Annotated in this window: 16 protein-coding genes and 2 pseudogenes; 9 read left to right on the top strand and 9 right to left on the bottom strand. The window is 67.1% G+C overall.

From position 1 onward, the window contains the following. Window positions 1–120: 120 nt before the first annotated feature. Window positions 121–798, top strand: a complete 678-nt coding sequence (locus C457_RS01670; RefSeq protein WP_008091376.1) for a CRISPR-associated protein Cas4 — start codon at window positions 121–123, stop codon at window positions 796–798. An 86-nt stretch (window positions 799–884) separates the two neighbouring features. On the opposite strand, the gene C457_RS01665 is transcribed toward C457_RS01670, so the two are convergent. The 3 genes from C457_RS01665 to C457_RS01655 all read right to left on the bottom strand — a co-directional run bounded on the left by C457_RS01665 (window position 885) and on the right by C457_RS01655 (window position 2,379). Beyond that, on the bottom strand, window positions 885–1,487 hold the full coding sequence (locus tag C457_RS01665; protein ID WP_008091375.1) for an L-threonylcarbamoyladenylate synthase: 603 nt from the start codon (window positions 1,485–1,487) through the stop codon (window positions 885–887). A 122-nt stretch (window positions 1,488–1,609) separates the two neighbouring features. Next, complete coding sequence (locus C457_RS01660; protein ID WP_008091372.1) at window positions 1,610–2,116, bottom strand: redoxin domain-containing protein; 507 nt, start codon at window positions 2,114–2,116, stop codon at window positions 1,610–1,612. Beyond that, window positions 2,116–2,379, bottom strand: a complete 264-nt coding sequence (locus C457_RS01655; protein WP_004973724.1) for a glutaredoxin family protein — start codon at window positions 2,377–2,379, stop codon at window positions 2,116–2,118. Before C457_RS01655 ends, C457_RS01660 begins: the two co-directional genes overlap by 1 nt. A gap of 172 nt (window positions 2,380–2,551) precedes the next feature. Here C457_RS01655 and C457_RS01650 point away from each other — a divergent pair, with 172 nt between their 5' ends. Then, the gene (locus C457_RS01650) at window positions 2,552–3,958 is read left to right on the top strand and encodes a hemolysin family protein (protein ID WP_008091368.1); all 1,407 of its coding nucleotides are present in this window, start codon (window positions 2,552–2,554) and stop codon (window positions 3,956–3,958) included. 73 nt (window positions 3,959–4,031) lie between these two features. Here C457_RS01650 and C457_RS01645 read toward each other — a convergent pair whose 3' ends face one another. The 3 genes from C457_RS01645 to C457_RS20500 are packed head-to-tail and all read right to left on the bottom strand — an operon-like array spanning window position 4,032 to window position 5,717. Then, window positions 4,032–4,307: a hypothetical protein gene (locus C457_RS01645; protein ID WP_008091365.1), complete on the bottom strand. Its 276-nt coding sequence runs from the start codon at window positions 4,305–4,307 to the stop codon at window positions 4,032–4,034. Then, on the bottom strand, window positions 4,304–5,503 hold the full coding sequence (locus C457_RS01640) for an inorganic phosphate transporter (RefSeq protein WP_008091362.1): 1,200 nt from the start codon (window positions 5,501–5,503) through the stop codon (window positions 4,304–4,306). The genes C457_RS01645 and C457_RS01640 overlap by 4 nt, the downstream gene beginning before the upstream one ends. Before the next feature lie 46 nt (window positions 5,504–5,549). Continuing rightward, on the bottom strand, window positions 5,550–5,717 hold the full coding sequence (locus C457_RS20500; protein WP_162832761.1) for a DUF7859 family protein: 168 nt from the start codon (window positions 5,715–5,717) through the stop codon (window positions 5,550–5,552). Window positions 5,718–5,813: 96 nt separating this feature from the next. Here C457_RS20500 and C457_RS01630 point away from each other — a divergent pair, with 96 nt between their 5' ends. Further along, window positions 5,814–6,797, top strand: coding sequence for an ArsR/SmtB family transcription factor (locus tag C457_RS01630; protein WP_008091357.1), 984 nt, complete (start codon window positions 5,814–5,816; stop codon window positions 6,795–6,797). 207 nt (window positions 6,798–7,004) lie between these two features. Here the strand turns inward: C457_RS01630 and C457_RS01625 are convergent, their stop codons facing one another. Next, window positions 7,005–7,523, bottom strand: coding sequence for a metallophosphoesterase (locus tag C457_RS01625; protein WP_008091355.1), 519 nt, complete (start codon window positions 7,521–7,523; stop codon window positions 7,005–7,007). 134 nt (window positions 7,524–7,657) lie between these two features. Here C457_RS01625 and C457_RS01620 point away from each other — a divergent pair, with 134 nt between their 5' ends. Continuing rightward, entirely contained in the window at window positions 7,658–8,602 is a 945-nt protein-coding gene (locus C457_RS01620; protein WP_008091352.1) for a cation diffusion facilitator family transporter, read from the top strand. Beyond that, complete coding sequence (locus C457_RS01615) at window positions 8,603–8,821, top strand: hypothetical protein (protein WP_008091350.1); 219 nt, start codon at window positions 8,603–8,605, stop codon at window positions 8,819–8,821. A gap of 6 nt (window positions 8,822–8,827) precedes the next feature. Here C457_RS01615 and C457_RS01610 read toward each other — a convergent pair whose 3' ends face one another. After that, window positions 8,828–9,853, bottom strand: a complete 1,026-nt coding sequence (locus C457_RS01610) for a threonine aldolase family protein (RefSeq protein ID WP_049913341.1) — start codon at window positions 9,851–9,853, stop codon at window positions 8,828–8,830. A 117-nt stretch (window positions 9,854–9,970) separates the two neighbouring features. On the opposite strand from C457_RS01610, the gene C457_RS01605 reads away from it, so the two are divergent. Next, a complete protein-coding gene (locus tag C457_RS01605) occupies window positions 9,971–11,053 on the top strand; it encodes an aminopeptidase (RefSeq protein WP_008091345.1) in 1,083 nt (360 codons plus the stop codon). A 284-nt stretch (window positions 11,054–11,337) separates the two neighbouring features. Further along, the gene (locus C457_RS20495) at window positions 11,338–11,490 is read left to right on the top strand and encodes a hypothetical protein (protein WP_004045356.1); all 153 of its coding nucleotides are present in this window, start codon (window positions 11,338–11,340) and stop codon (window positions 11,488–11,490) included. Window positions 11,491–11,495: 5 nt separating this feature from the next. On the opposite strand, the gene lrp is transcribed toward C457_RS20495, so the two are convergent. Continuing rightward, the gene (lrp, locus tag C457_RS01600; RefSeq protein WP_008091341.1) at window positions 11,496–11,954 is read right to left on the bottom strand and encodes an HTH-type transcriptional regulator Lrp; all 459 of its coding nucleotides are present in this window, start codon (window positions 11,952–11,954) and stop codon (window positions 11,496–11,498) included. A gap of 126 nt (window positions 11,955–12,080) precedes the next feature. On the opposite strand from lrp, the pseudogene C457_RS01595 reads away from it, so the two are divergent. Further along, a pseudogene (locus C457_RS01595) lies at window positions 12,081–12,824 on the top strand (glutamine synthetase family protein); the annotation flags it as partial. A 106-nt stretch (window positions 12,825–12,930) separates the two neighbouring features. Then, window positions 12,931–13,557, top strand: a pseudogene (locus C457_RS01590) (glutamine synthetase); the annotation flags it as partial. Window positions 13,558–13,745 lie beyond the last annotated feature (188 nt).

Raw genomic sequence — 13,745 nt, 5'->3', positions numbered from 1 at the left:
GCGGCCGTATTAATTCACGCACGGCGGCGAGTCGGACGACGCGTGCGGGTGTTCGGCCCCGCCGCCGCTGCGGCGCGCTCGCGCGAACCTTCTTATCTGATAACGGAGCCAGCCCGTCCCGTGTCCTCCCTCGTCGCCGCGTCCGACCTCGCCCGCGCCGCGTACTGTCCGCGACAACTCTACTACGCCCGCCGCGACGACGACCGAGCGCCGCCGCCCGCGGTCCGCGAGGTTCGCTCGCTCGCCTTCGAGTATCCCGACCTGCTCGACGCTCCCGGCGACGAACTCGCGGCGCGTCCGATTTCGGTGTCGGCGTCGGCGTACCGCGAGAACCTCGCTCGACTCCGCGAGCGCGACGACTGGGGCGCCCTCACCGACCCCGTCGCCCGTGACGTGTTCCTCGCGGGGAAAGACTGCCGCGGCATCGCGCACAAACTCGTGCGGTCGCCCGGCGACGACCAGCCGCCCGTTCCTTCACTCGTCTCGCCGGGCGAACCGCCCGAGCGCGGCGTCTGGGAACCCCAGCGCGTCCGGGCCGTCGCGCTGGCGAAGGCGCTCGCGTGGGAGCGCGAAACATCGATACCGCGGGCGCTGGTCGAGTATCCGGCGGTCGGCGTCGTGCGGACGGTCAGGCTCACCACGGGGAACAAGGCGGCCTACCGCCGGGCGCTCCGCATCGCCCGCGACCTCGACTTCGTCCCGTCGCGGTTGCGGAACTCCGCGAAGTGCGAGTCGTGCGCCTACCGGGAGCGGTGCGGCGTGAAAACGTGGTCGTTGGCGTCGCTACTCGGTCGGTGAGGTGGGGCTCAGCCGGTGAGGTTAGGCTCGTCGCCGCGGCGGCGACGCCGCCTGCTACGCGTCGCCTCGTTGGCACGCCCGTCGGGCTACGCGTCGGCGGCGTGTTCGTCTAACCACGCCTCGATGTCGTCGGCCATCGCGCCGCGGCGGTGGACGACGCCGCGGCCGGGGTCGACGACGGTGCTCTCGGTGCCGGGCGTCGTCCCGCCGTCGAGAACGACGGCGACCGCCTCCCGAATCTCGTCGGAGAGCTGCGAGGGGTGCGTGATGCTCCCGGTACCGGAGCGGTTGGCGCTGGTCGCGGTGACGGGCGTCCCGGACGCGCGAAAGAGGGCGAGCGCGAGTTCGTGGTCGGGGACGCGGACGCCGACGCGCTCTTTCCCGGCGACGAGTGCGTCCGGCAGACTGTCGCGTCGTTCCACGACGACCGTCACCGGCCCGGGGAGGAACCGGCGCATAAACGCCTCCTCGCGGTCGTCGGCGACGACGTGCTCCAGCGCGGCGTCCACGTCGGGGAAGCCGGCGGAAAGCGGTTTGTCTCGGTCGCGGCCCTTGATGTCGAAGACGCGTTCGACCGCGTCGGCGTTCGTCGCGTCCGCGCCCATGCCGTAGACCGTCTCGGTCGGGTAGACGACCGCCTCGCCGCGGCGGATGGAGGCGGCGGCACGCTGTACGTCGTCGTCGCTCATGGACGAACGGACGGGCAACGGGCGAAAAAGCGTGACGAAACGGCGATTCCGTGCGGGGCACGCGGGTCGGTACGGGCGGGGCCGAGGGCTCGGCCCGCGTGCGTCGCTTCGAGCGGCGGGACTTACAGGCCGGCGAGCGCGTCAGCGAGTTCCTCGTAGTCCGGGAAATCCGGCCACTCGGCGGCGACCCAGCGGTACTGGACCGTCCGCTCCTCGTCGAGGAGGAACACGGCGGGGCGGTGTTCGGTGACGCCGGCCATCCCGTCGAGGTCGTGTTCGAGGTCGTAGTCGGCCGCGACGTCGGCCGCGGGGTCAGAGAACAGTCGGGCGTCCACGTCGCGTTCTTCGAGGAACGCCTTGTGCTCGTAGGGCGACGAGATTGAGACGCCGACCGCCTGCACGTCCTCCGGGACGCCGCGGTCGCGGAGTTCGTTCCAGACGTACGTCGCCGGGAACGCGCCCGCCATCGTGTGGAACACGAGGAGGACGGGGCCGTCGTCGGTGAGGTCCGAGAGGGACGCGTCCTCCCAGAACTCGTCGTTGACGAGCGGGCGGGTGAAGTCCGGGGCGGTGTCGCCCGTCGCCGGCGCGTCGTGGTCGGGGAGGTCGACGACGTCGAAGTCGACCATCAGGCACCCTCCCCGTAGGTGTTTTCGAGGTACTCGACGATGTTCGCCGACTCGGACATCGTGACGCCGGTGTTGTCGTCCACGATGGCCGGGACCGAGCGCTTGCCCGAGACGCGCTTGACGACGTTCCGGTCGGAATGCATCGGCTCGACGAACCGCGACTGGTAGGCGAGGCCCTGGTCGTCGAGCGTGCGGACGACCCGCTCGCAGTACGGGCACGCCTGCAGTCGGTACAGCGTAATCGCCGGTTGCTCGTCTGCCATGGGCGGCTGTTGGGAAGAGCGTCGCCTAAGCCCTTCGCTCGCGGGCATCCGCGCCGCAATATCGGTTCGCCGTCGGTTCGCCGACCGGACCAGCGAGGGCGGACGAGACGCCGACCGAGAGGGGATCGAGGGCAACTCTTAATTCCGGTCCCGCGCAAGACAGTGTAGTTACATGGGTTTGCCGCCGCTACAGTTACCACCAGCCACGACACTCGCGGCCGCACAGGTCTCGAACATTCCGCTGGACGACACGACGATAACGGTCCTCGGCGTGATCGGAATCATCGTCCTGATCGGCCTCTCGGCGTTCTTCTCCTCGTCCGAGATTGCGATGTTCTCGCTCGCAAAACACCGCGTCGACTCGATGGTCGAAGACGGTGTACCGGGCGCGGAGCGGGTGAAAGCGCTCAAGGACGACCCGCACCGGCTTCTCGTGACCATTCTGGTCGGAAACAACATCGCGAACATCGCGATGTCTTCGATATCGACCGGGCTGCTCGTCTTCGTCGGCTTCCAACAGGGAGAGGCGGTCGCAATCGCGACGTTCGGGATTACGGCGATCGTCCTGCTGTTCGGCGAGAGCGCGCCGAAGTCCTACGCGGTCGAAAACACCGAGTCGTGGTCCCTCCGCATCGCGCGGCCCCTGAAATACGCCGAGCTGCTGTTGCTCCCGCTCGTCGTCTTCTTCGACTACCTGACCCGCGTCATCAACAAGGTCACCGGCGGTCAGACCGCCATCGAGACGACCTACGTCACCCGCGACGAGATTCAGAACCTCATCGAGACAGGCGAGCGCGAGGGCGTCATCGAGGAGGAAGAACGCGAGATGCTCGACCGCATCTTCCGGTTCAATTCGACGATCGCGAAGGAGGTCATGACCCCGCGCCTCGACATGACCGCCGTCCCGAAGGACGCAACCATCGACGAGGCCATCGAGACGTGCGTGCAGGCCGACCACGAGCGAGTCCCCGTGTACGACGGTAACCTCGACAACATCATCGGTATCGTCAACATCCGGAACCTCGTCCGCGAGAAGTACTACGGCGAACGCGGCGTCGGCATCGCCGACATCGTCTCGCCGACGCTCCACGTGCCCGAGTCGAAGAACGTCGACGAACTCATGGCCGAGATGCAAGATACGCGGATGCAGATGGTCGTCGTCATCGACGAGTTCGGGACCACGGAGGGGCTCATCACCCTCGAAGACATGGTCGAGGAAATCGTCGGCGACATCCTCGAAGGCGACGAGGAAGAGCCGTTCGAGTCGGTCGACGAGAACACCTACCTCGTCCGCGGCGAGGTCAACATCGACGAGGTCAACGAGATGCTCGACATCGAACTCCCCGAGGGCGAGGAGTTCGAGACGCTCGCCGGCTTCATCTTCAACCGCGCCGGTCGTCTCGTCGAGGAAGGCGAGGAAATCAGCTACAACGACATCGTCATCCGCATCGAGCAGGTCGACAACACGCGCATCATGAAAGCGCGCATCCGAACCAACTCAGGCATCGAAGCCGCCGACGGCAACGGCGACGACGAGAACGGCGGCGACGAGGAAGCGGAAGTCGAGCCCGACACCTGACCGGTCCGACCCGACCGAGCCCAATTCGTCCCGACCTCGACCGAACTCGTTTTCGAACCGTCGTCGACGCGACTCACCCGAGCAGCGTAAACGAGAGAACCACGAGCGCCAGCGACGCCAACGCGAGGAACGCCAATCCGGTCACGTCGGCGGTGCCGTCGCCGAGGCGTCGCGCCCGCCCGCGGAAGCGAATCGCCAGCGCGAACGCGCCGAGTCCGACGGCTCCGAAGGCGAACCCGCGGAGCGAGATGCCGGTCACGACCGCCATCGCGACGTGGTAGACGCCGAAGACGGCCCAGAGGGCAGAAACGAGGGTGGCGAGCGCGACGCGGAATCCACGAACGTTCACAGACCGAGTACGCTCGACACGAGCGTAAAGACGCCGTAGCCCAGCCCGAACGCGAGCGCGAGCGAACCGACCCACGCGAGGACCGTGTACAGCATCTTCCGCCGGGAGACGCCCGACCCGCCGGCGGCGTAGCCGGAGCCGATGATGGCGCTGACGATGATCTCGTTGAACGACACGGGAACGCCGAGGGCGACGGCGGTCTGGGCGATAGCGAACGAGGGAATCATCGCCGCGATGGAGCGCCGCGGCCCGAGCGAGGAGTAGTCCTGCGCGAGCGCCTTAATCATGCGCGGCGCACCGGTCCACGACCCAGCGAGGAGACCCACTCCGCCGCCGACGAGGAGCGCCGGGAGCGGGACCGCGACCACGTCCAGCAGGGGAACGAGCGGCCCGATAGCGAGGCCGACCTGACTGCCGCCCGCCGAGAAGGCCACGAGGCCGCCGAGGACGAGCAGGAATCGCCGCTGACCGCGGGTCTTGTCGGTCGTCACCCAGCGACCGACGACCGCGGCCGCGACGAGCGCGACGAAAAGGGAGGCGGCGACGAACCAGACCGTCTCGCCGAGGCCGACGAGGCCGGCCGCCTCGACTGCAGCGGCCCGGGCGACCGAGGCCGAGCCCGCCGCGCCGCCCAGCCCCGCGAACTCCATGTTGGCGACGAGTAGCCCGACGATTCCGGCGAGCGCAGGGACGGTCCACTGCTCGGAGACGCCGTCGGCGCGGAGGAGTCGGGCGGTCGCGTACGACGCCCCGCCGCCGACGAAGGGGGTGAGCACCCACAGCGAAACGATTTGCTGGTACTTCGCCCACGCGGGGTCGCCGCCCATTGCGAGGCCGACGCCGACGACCGCGCCGGTGACGGTGAAGGCGGTGGCGATTGGGTAGCCGGCGAAGACGCCGAGCGCGACGAGCACCGCCGCGGTGATGAGCGCGACGACCGCGGCCCCCGCGGTCAGCGTGACGCCGCCGATGAGTTCGGTGCCGACGGCGTTGGTGACGTTGGCGCCCTGCAGGAACGCTCCGGCGAACCCGAGCAGGCCGACGATGAAGCCCGCGCGCATCACCGAGATGGCGTTGGCTCCGACCGCGGGCGCAAAGGGCGTCGAACCCGACGACCCCGCGCCGATGGCCCACGCCATGAACAGGCTGGCGAGGGCGGCGACGACGAACGTGGCGAGCGTCGCGGCGGCTACCACGGGGCGACACCTCGGCGGTCGTCGGCGTCGGCTGTTGTCCCGTCCATCAGCGGCGGCGCGCCTCGTCGTACCCCTCGCTCAGGCCGAGGAGCGTCCGACGGACGAGGAGATACCCGAAGAAGACGAAGAGCAACAACGCGACGAGCAGCCCGACGAACACGGGATCCCCCGCGAGAAAGTCGACGAGGCCGTCTACGACCAAAGGGTCGGTCATGTGGATGGGTTCGGCGGGCACGAGGTATAGCAATTTCGGCGACGGGTCGTGAAAGAATACGAACACTCATGGGAAAACGCGAGTAACGCCGATTTGATGGCCGACCTCATCCCCTCCAGCCCGGGCGACCCGGACGACAACCGGGACGACCGAGATCCCAAGGTTATCGGCCTCGACAGCGACGAGGCGGACGACCTGCTCGGAGCTATCTCCTCGTCGACCGCCCGGTCGGTCCTCGCGTCGCTCCACGAGTCGCCGGCGACGCCCTCCGACCTCGCCACCGAGGTCGACACGTCCCTCCAGAACGTCCAGTACCACCTCGGGAACCTCTCGGAAGCGGGCCTCATCGAGGTCGCGGACACGAGGTACTCCGAGAAGGGTCGCGAGATGAAGGTGTACACCCCCGCGGACCGGGCGCTCGTCGTCGTCGCCGGGCGCGAGGACGAGACGAAGGGACTGAAAGGCGCGCTCACGCGCCTCATCGGCGGCGTCGGCGTCCTCGGCATCGGCGCGGCCGTGGTAAATCGGCTCGCTCGAACCGGGTCGGTGCTCCCGTTCGGCTTCGGTACCTCGGCCGGCGGTGCGGACGGCGCTGGCGGTTCCGAAGCCGGCCAAAGCGGCGGGTCGGGAGGCGATCTCAACGCGACCTATCAGGCCGATTCGGCCACGACGACGACGGCGACCGAGGCGACCACGACAGCGGATTCGACGACGCAGACGGCGACTGAGACCGCGACGACGACGACCGACGGCGGCGGCGGGTTCAGCATCGCCGAGGCGACCACGACGGCGGATTCGACGACGCAGACCGCGGAGGCGACCCGGACCGCGGCCGAGACGACGCGGACGGCGACGGAAGCCACGCAGACCGTCGCGGAGACCGCGACCGCGACGCCGACGCCGACGGCGGTTCCGGACACGACGGCCGCACAGACGGTCACGGAGACCGCGGCGCAGTTCACGAGCGGGTCGGGGGGGCTCGCCGAGACTATCGGGTCGCTCTCGCCGGGGACGCTGTTCTTCCTCGGGGGGCTGACCGTGCTTCTCGCGTGGGTCGCGGTGGGCGTGCTGCGTGACTAAAACGGTTGTTTGAGCTTACGGTGCGTATTTGATACCGTCACCCGTAGGAGTGAGTACGAGGTCGCGCGTGGCCCCCCAACGGCGACGGGACTGCCATCCGTGCCCCTGCCCCTCACCCCGTCGTCTCGCGTGGCCTCGGACTGTCCCCAACAGGCTTCCCGGCCTGTTCCCGCTGATTCTTCCGGCCCTCCGCCGGACCCCACTGTATTACTCGTCAGGGACGATACGGAACGTCTCGAAGGTGTCGCCGTCGACGGTGACGAGTCGCCCGCGGAGCCCGCCGTCCGGCAGTTCCTCCAGTTCCGCGTGCGCCTTGCGGTTGCCTCGCGGTTGGGCGTGACTCCCCGGGTTGAGGAGCGGAATCGGCCCGGTGCCGTCGAAGCCCGGCCGGTGGCTGTGGCCGAAGATGACCGCGTCGGCCCCGCGCTCGCGGCCGAACATCGAAAGCGCGGTGTTCCCGCCGCGTCGGGTGTGAGTCACCGCGAACTCGACGCCGCCGTAGGTGACGTTTCGCGCGACTGGAATCCGGTCGCGAATCTCGGAGCCGTCGTTGTTGCCGTAGACCGCGAGGAAGGCGTCGGCCTCGTCGATGAACGCGTCGAGGACGGACTCGCGCATGAAGTCGCCCGCGTGGACGACGAGGTCCGCCTCGCGGACCGCGTCGAGGGTTCGGTTCGTCAGTCGATGGCCGTCCGTGCTGTGGGTGTCGGAGACGACAACGAGCATGCGCCGGGGTAAGCGCCGGAGGGATTGAAACCTACCGGCTGCGGCGTCGGTGTCGGCGTCGCCGCCGCGGTCGGCGAGCGGTGTCCCGGTTCCTCGTCGGTAGCTCTATCCGAGCGGGGGGAGTGGCCCACGATATGGCAGGCAGTACGTCCGTCGTCGTCGCCGCGCTCTTCGCGAACGGGGCGATTGCGATTCTCAAGTTCCTCGGCTATCTCGCGACCGGGAGTCCCTCCATGCTCTCCGAAACGTATCACTCCATCTCCGACACCGGTAACCAGGTGTTCCTCCTCATCGGCATCCGCGACAGCAAGCGCGACGAGACGCAGTCGCACCCCTTCGGCTACGGGAAATCACAGTTCTTCTACTCGTTTCTCGTCTCCGTGATGCTGTTCGGTATCGCCGGTTGGGAGTCGGCCAAGCACGGCTACGACGCCCTGATGCACCCCGGCCACGGCGGTGGCGGAGAGGCGCTCTTCTTGCTCGGCTTCGAAATCGAGCCCGTGTTGATCAACGTCGCCATCCTCCTCGGCGCAATCGCCTTCGAGAGCTACGCGTTCCTGAAGGCGAACGCCGAACTCCGCCGGCAGATGGAGGAGTACGAGTGGAGCGGTCTCGTGGAGGCGTTCCGGGAGACGAGCGACGTGACGACGCTCACGGCGTTCACGGAGGACACCGTCGCCCTCGTCGGCGCGATGCTCGCGCTCGTCGGCATCGGCCTCACCGAACTCACGGGTAACGAGCTGTTCGACGCCGGTGCGGCGCTCCTCATCGGGATACTGCTCATGGGCTTCGCAATCGCGCTCGCGTGGGAGAACAAGCGCCTCCTCATCGGCGAGAGCGTCCCCATGGACGAAGAACAGGCCCTCCGCAACATCGTTAAAAACGACCCGCGGGTCGTCCACATCGACCACTTCCGCGCGAGCTACGTCGGCCCCGAGAAACTCCTCGTCGCCCTCGACGTGAGCTTCGACCCCGAACTCGACACCGAGGAGATAGACGACCACATCAGCGAAATCGAGACCGAACTCAAGGCGGCCGACGAACGGGTCCACTTCGTCTACATCGAACCCGAACTGTAGATGGACCCCGCACAGGTCGTTCCCTCGGTCATGTTCGTCGCCGCCGGCGGCTACCTGTACAGGCGACCGATGTCCGCGAGGAGCCTGGTTTCGCCCCGGGAGTGGACGGAGGCACCAGCGAAGGCGGAGGTACTCCAACGGCGGCTGGGGAAGGCGATGGGTGTCGCACTTGCCCTCGGTGGCGTGCTGTGGTTCGTCGTCGCGCTCGCGACTGGCTGAGGCTCCTTATCGCGACTCGACCGCGTCGGCGACGAGTTCGACCGCCGTCTCCACGTCCTCCTGCGAGACGTTCAGGTTCGTCGTGAACCGGGTGTGATACTCGCCGAACGTGCCGCCGAGGATATCCACGCCCTCACACAGACTCACAAACTCCTCGGCCGTCAGCCCCGCGCCCGCGGAGTCGACGACGACGATGTTCGTATCGGGCGTCGGCACCGACAGGCCGGCGACGGCGTCGAGACCCTCGGCGAGGACGCGGGCGTTCTCGTGGTCGTCGGCGAGGCGGTCGATATTGTCGAGCGCGACGAGCCCCGGCGCGGCGATGAGACCGGCCTGTCGCATGCCGCCGCCGAACTGCTTTCTGACGCGGACGGCGTCCTCGATGAACGCCTCGGAACCGGCGAGCATCGAGCCAACGGGTGCACCGAGCCCCTTCGAGAGACAGAACATCACCGTATCGACGCCCTCGACCATCGCCTTCGGGTCCTCGTCGAGGGCGACGCAGGCGTTGAACAGGCGCGCGCCGTCGAGGTGAACCGGAATCCCGAGGTCGCGGGCGGCGTCGGCCGCGGCGTCGACGTCGGCTTTCGGAACCGCGACGCCGCCGCGGGCGTTGTGGGTGTTTTCGAGGCACAGGACGCCCGTGCCGGCGACGTGCAGCGACTCCTCGCGGGCGTGGTCGCGGACCTGCTCGGGCGTCGGCGCGGCGCGCTCGCCGGCGTCGTAGGCGCGGACCTGCAGCCCCGACAGTTGGGCGAAGCCGCCGACCTCCCACTTGTAGACGTGTGCCTTCGCGTCCACGAGCGCCTCCTGACCGGGGTCGGCGTGGACGCGGGCGGCGATTTGGTTGCCCATCGTCCCCGACGGCACGAACAGCGCGGCCTCCTTGCCGACCAACTCGGCGGCGCGCGCTTCGAGTTCGTTCACGGTCGGGTCGTCGCCGTACACGTCGTCGCCGACGTCGGCGTCCCGGGCGGCCTCGCGCATCTCGTCGGACGGGAGCGTGACGGTGTCGCTTCGGAGGTCTATCATGCGCGGAGAGACCGCGCCGACGGAGAAATAAACGGTGGTCCGCGTGGCGTTCCCCGTCCGCCGGCGCAATATTTGCGCTTCGAAAGGTGTTTGCCCCGGGGACACACACGACGCGGTATGGACCCGCGCATCCGCGAGCACGCACAGACCATCGTCGACCACTCCACGAGCGTCGAGGCCGGCGACAACGTCGTCATCTCCGCGCCCTCGGTGGCCGAGGACCTCGTCACGGCCGTCCACGAACTGCTCGGCGACCGCGGCGCGAACGTCGTCGCGATGGACGCGAACCCGCGCTTTACCCGCGCGTTCCTCCGCGCCGGCGACGACGACTACGAGACGCCCGAGCACGTGCTGGCGCTCTACGAGGAGACGGACGTCATCATCCGCGTCCGCGGCGAGACGAACGCCACCGAGCAGAGCGACGTGCCGCCGGAGACGAACGCCGCGTACAAGCGGGCGTACAAGCCCGTGCAAGGCGAGATGCTCTCGAAGCGCTGGTGTCTCACCCAGTACCCCGCGAAAGGGAGCGCCCAGCTCGCCGGCATGAGCACAGAGGCTTACGAGAACTTCGTCTACGACGCCGTCACCCTCGACTGGGACGCGCAGGGCGAACTCCAACAGCAGTTAGTCGACATCCTCAACGACGGCGACGAGGTCCGCATCAAGTCGGGCGACGAGACCGACGTGACGATGAGCATCGCCGGCAACACGGCCATCAACGACACGGCCGAGCACAACCTCCCCGGCGGCGAAGTGTTCACCGCGCCAGTGAAGGACTCCGTGAACGGCGAGGTCTACTTCGACCTGCCGCTGTACCGACAGGGCCGCGAGGTCTCCGGCGTCCGCGTCCGCTTCGAGGACGGCGAGGTCGTCGACTACTCCGCCGAGGGGAACGAGGAGGTCTTAGACGGCGTGTTCGACACCGACGAGGGCGCGCGCTACCTCGGCGAACTCGGTATCGGCATGAACCGCAGCATCGACCAGTTCACCTACAACATGCTGTTCGACGAGAAGATGGGCGACACCGTCCACATGGCCGTCGGCTCGGCGTACCCCGAGACGGTCGGCGCGGACAACGAACTCAACGAGAGCGCCGAGCACGTCGACATGATCGTCGACATGTCCGAGGAGTCGGTCATCGAGGTCGACGGCGAGGTCGTCCAGCGGAACGGCACGTTCGTCTTCGAAGACGAGTTCTGACCGGGTCGACCGCGCACCGTCCTGTTCGCGGACAACTCGCAACATTTCGTCTCCGGTTTATCGGCCGGAGAATCGCTCGTCGTCGTCGGATTTTCCAGTCGAAACGGGAGCCTTCGAACAGTCGCCGAAATCGGCACCGAGACGCGGGGACAGATTCGGTCTGTCTCGACCGAAGTCCGCGGGTTCTCCAGTCGAAGCGGTGCCCTTCCGTCTATAGACAGACGTGTGACAACAATACACAGACCCCAGTAGGTTTATTTCGAATAGTCGATGAACACGAACCGATGCCAGCGGTCCAGTGCCGAGAGTGTGGACGCGACGTGGCGGTCCACGAGATAGAGACCACGACGAAAACGACGCCCGACGGCTTCGACACGAGGTATCGGTGTCCCTACTGCAAGTCGGAGATGCGAGACGTGAAAACGCGAATCGTCTGACGGCGTTACTGGTCGAGGTCGAGTTCGAACTGCTCGTTTTCGGTGACGGCGTTGAGCACGACCGAGGTGTTGGACTCGCGGATGTCCGCGTCCGTGAGCAGTTTCTTGATCTGCGTGTTCATGCCGTCGGTGTCACGGAACTTGCCGATGGCGATGATGTCGTAGTCGCCGGTGACCTCGTACACCGAAATCATCTGTTTTTCGGCGCGGAGGCGCTCCGTGATTTCGGGGAGCGCAGAGCCCTCGACTTTGAGCTGAATGACGGCGGTTACGTCGTAGCCGAGCGCGTCGTAGTTGACGCGGGGGGTGTAGCCCTCGATGACGCCTTCGTCTTCGAGGTCTCGCAGGTGATTCGAGACGGTCGTGACCGACACGTCGAGTTCTTCGGCGAGGCTTCGCAGGCTCGCCCGGCCGTCGCCGAGGAGTGCGTTGATGAGCTTCGCGTCGAGGTTTTCGTACGTCATTACATCTACACACCGTCCCGGGGGATTAGAATTTTACGAATATCCAATTCTGTGGCGAGGTGCGGGGAATTGCATTAAGCGGAAAGGTCTTTATAGTGCGGGTGTTCGAATCGCGTGTTCAGGAAAATGACGGAAGACAACGCACTCACCGACGGCGGCCTGAGCGACGAGGCACAGGCAGTCATCGACGAGATCGAAGAGAAGAATGTCGACTTCCTCCGACTCCAGTTCACCGACATTCTCGGAACGGTCAAAAACGTCTCCATCCCGGCCTCACAGGCCGAAAAGGCGTTCACCGAAGGCATCTATTTCGACGGTTCCTCCATCGACGGCTTCGTGCGCATCCAGGAGTCCGACATGCGCCTCGAACCCGACCCGTCCACGTTCGCCGTCCTCCCGTGGCGGAAGAAGGAAAACAGCGCCGCCGCGCGCCTCATCTGTGACGTCTTCAACACCTCCACCGGCGAGCCGTTCAGCGGCGACCCGCGTGGCGTCCTCAAGCGCGCTATCAAGCGCGCAGAAGAGATGGGCTACGACGTGAACGCTGCCCCCGAACCGGAGTTCTTCCTGTTCGAAGAAGACGAAGACGGCCGCGCGACGACCGTCACGAACGACGCCGGCGGCTACTTCGACCTCGCGCCGAAGGACCTCGCGTCCGACGTGCGCCGCGACATCATCTACGGACTCGAGAGCATGGGCTTCGACATCGAAGCCTCGCACCACGAGGTCGCCGAGGGCCAGCACGAGATCAACTTCACGTACGACGACGCCCTCTCGACGGCCGACAACGTCGCAACCTTCCGGTCCGTCGTTCGCGCCATCGCGGCCGAACACGACCTCCACGCGACGTTCATGCCCAAGCCCATCGCCCGCATCAACGGCTCGGGNCGACAACGTCGCAACCTTCCGGTCCGTCGTTCGCGCCATCGCGGCCGAACACGACCTCCACGCGACGTTCATGCCCAAGCCCATCGCCCGCATCAACGGCTCGGGTATGCACACGCACATCTCGCTGTTCCAGGACGGCGAGAACGCGTTCCACGACGGCGACGACGAGTTCGACCTGAGCGAGACTGCGAAGCAGTTCACTGCGGGTATCCTCGACCACGCGCCTGCCGTGACGGCAGTGTGTGACCCGACGGTGAACTCCTACAAGCGCCTCGTCCCCGGCTACGAAGCGCCGGTCTACATCGCGTGGTCCGACCGCAACCGCTCGGCGCTCATCCGCAAGCCGGCCGCCCGCACGCCGGCCGCCTCGCGCATCGAGGCCCGCTTCCCCGACCCGTCCTGTAACCCGTACCTCGCGCTCGCCGCGCTCCTCCACGCCGGTCTCGATGGCATCGAGAAAGGTCTCGAGTGCCCCGACCCGGTCCGCGAGAACATCTACGAGTTCGACGAGGAAAAGCGCGAAGAATACGGCATCGAGACGCTCCCGAAGGACCTCGGTGCTGCCGTCGACGCCCTCGAAGAGGACGAAGTCATCCAGGAGGCCCTGGGCGACCACGTCTACGAGAAGTTCGTCGAAGCCAAGCGCTCCGAGTTCAAGGACTACCTCGTCTCGGTCTCCCAGTGGGAACTCGACCGGTACCTCGAGACGTTCTAACCGTCGCGCACGCCTCACACCGATTTTTCTTTTGCGACCGCTCGCCGGAGAGCGGCAGCGCCGCGCCGAGACCGAACGCGAGCCGTCGTTGCCGCGGTGGCCGAGTCGCGACCGGACTCGCGAAGCTCGTTGGGTTGTGAGCGGTCGCGGAACCGGTGCAGTCCGAAAAGGGAAGCGCCAGCCTCGCG

The sequence above is a fragment of the Haloferax prahovense DSM 18310 genome (assembly GCF_000336815.1).
GTDB lineage: Archaea > Halobacteriota > Halobacteria > Halobacteriales > Haloferacaceae > Haloferax > Haloferax prahovense.
The sequence above is the reverse complement of the archived record's forward strand: the minus strand, read 5'-3'. Positions and strand labels throughout refer to the sequence as shown.

Coding starts and splice junctions, on each gene's coding strand:
- C457_RS01650 (WP_008091368.1), top strand. CDS start 2,552: ATGGGTTTGCCGCCGCTACAGTTACCACCAGCCACGACACTCGCGGCC.
- C457_RS20495 (WP_004045356.1), top strand. CDS start 11,338: ATGCCAGCGGTCCAGTGCCGAGAGTGTGGACGCGACGTGGCGGTCCAC.
- C457_RS01655 (WP_004973724.1), bottom strand. CDS start 2,379: ATGGCAGACGAGCAACCGGCGATTACGCTGTACCGACTGCAGGCGTGC.
- C457_RS01615 (WP_008091350.1), top strand. CDS start 8,603: ATGGACCCCGCACAGGTCGTTCCCTCGGTCATGTTCGTCGCCGCCGGC.
- C457_RS01605 (WP_008091345.1), top strand. CDS start 9,971: ATGGACCCGCGCATCCGCGAGCACGCACAGACCATCGTCGACCACTCC.
- C457_RS01665 (WP_008091375.1), bottom strand. CDS start 1,487: ATGAGCGACGACGACGTACAGCGTGCCGCCGCCTCCATCCGCCGCGGC.
- C457_RS01620 (WP_008091352.1), top strand. CDS start 7,658: ATGGCAGGCAGTACGTCCGTCGTCGTCGCCGCGCTCTTCGCGAACGGG.
- C457_RS01610 (WP_049913341.1), bottom strand. CDS start 9,853: ATGATAGACCTCCGAAGCGACACCGTCACGCTCCCGTCCGACGAGATG.
- C457_RS01625 (WP_008091355.1), bottom strand. CDS start 7,523: ATGCTCGTTGTCGTCTCCGACACCCACAGCACGGACGGCCATCGACTG.
- C457_RS20500 (WP_162832761.1), bottom strand. CDS start 5,717: ATGACCGACCCTTTGGTCGTAGACGGCCTCGTCGACTTTCTCGCGGGG.
- C457_RS01630 (WP_008091357.1), top strand. CDS start 5,814: ATGGCCGACCTCATCCCCTCCAGCCCGGGCGACCCGGACGACAACCGG.
- lrp (WP_008091341.1), bottom strand. CDS start 11,954: ATGACGTACGAAAACCTCGACGCGAAGCTCATCAACGCACTCCTCGGC.
- C457_RS01660 (WP_008091372.1), bottom strand. CDS start 2,116: ATGGTCGACTTCGACGTCGTCGACCTCCCCGACCACGACGCGCCGGCG.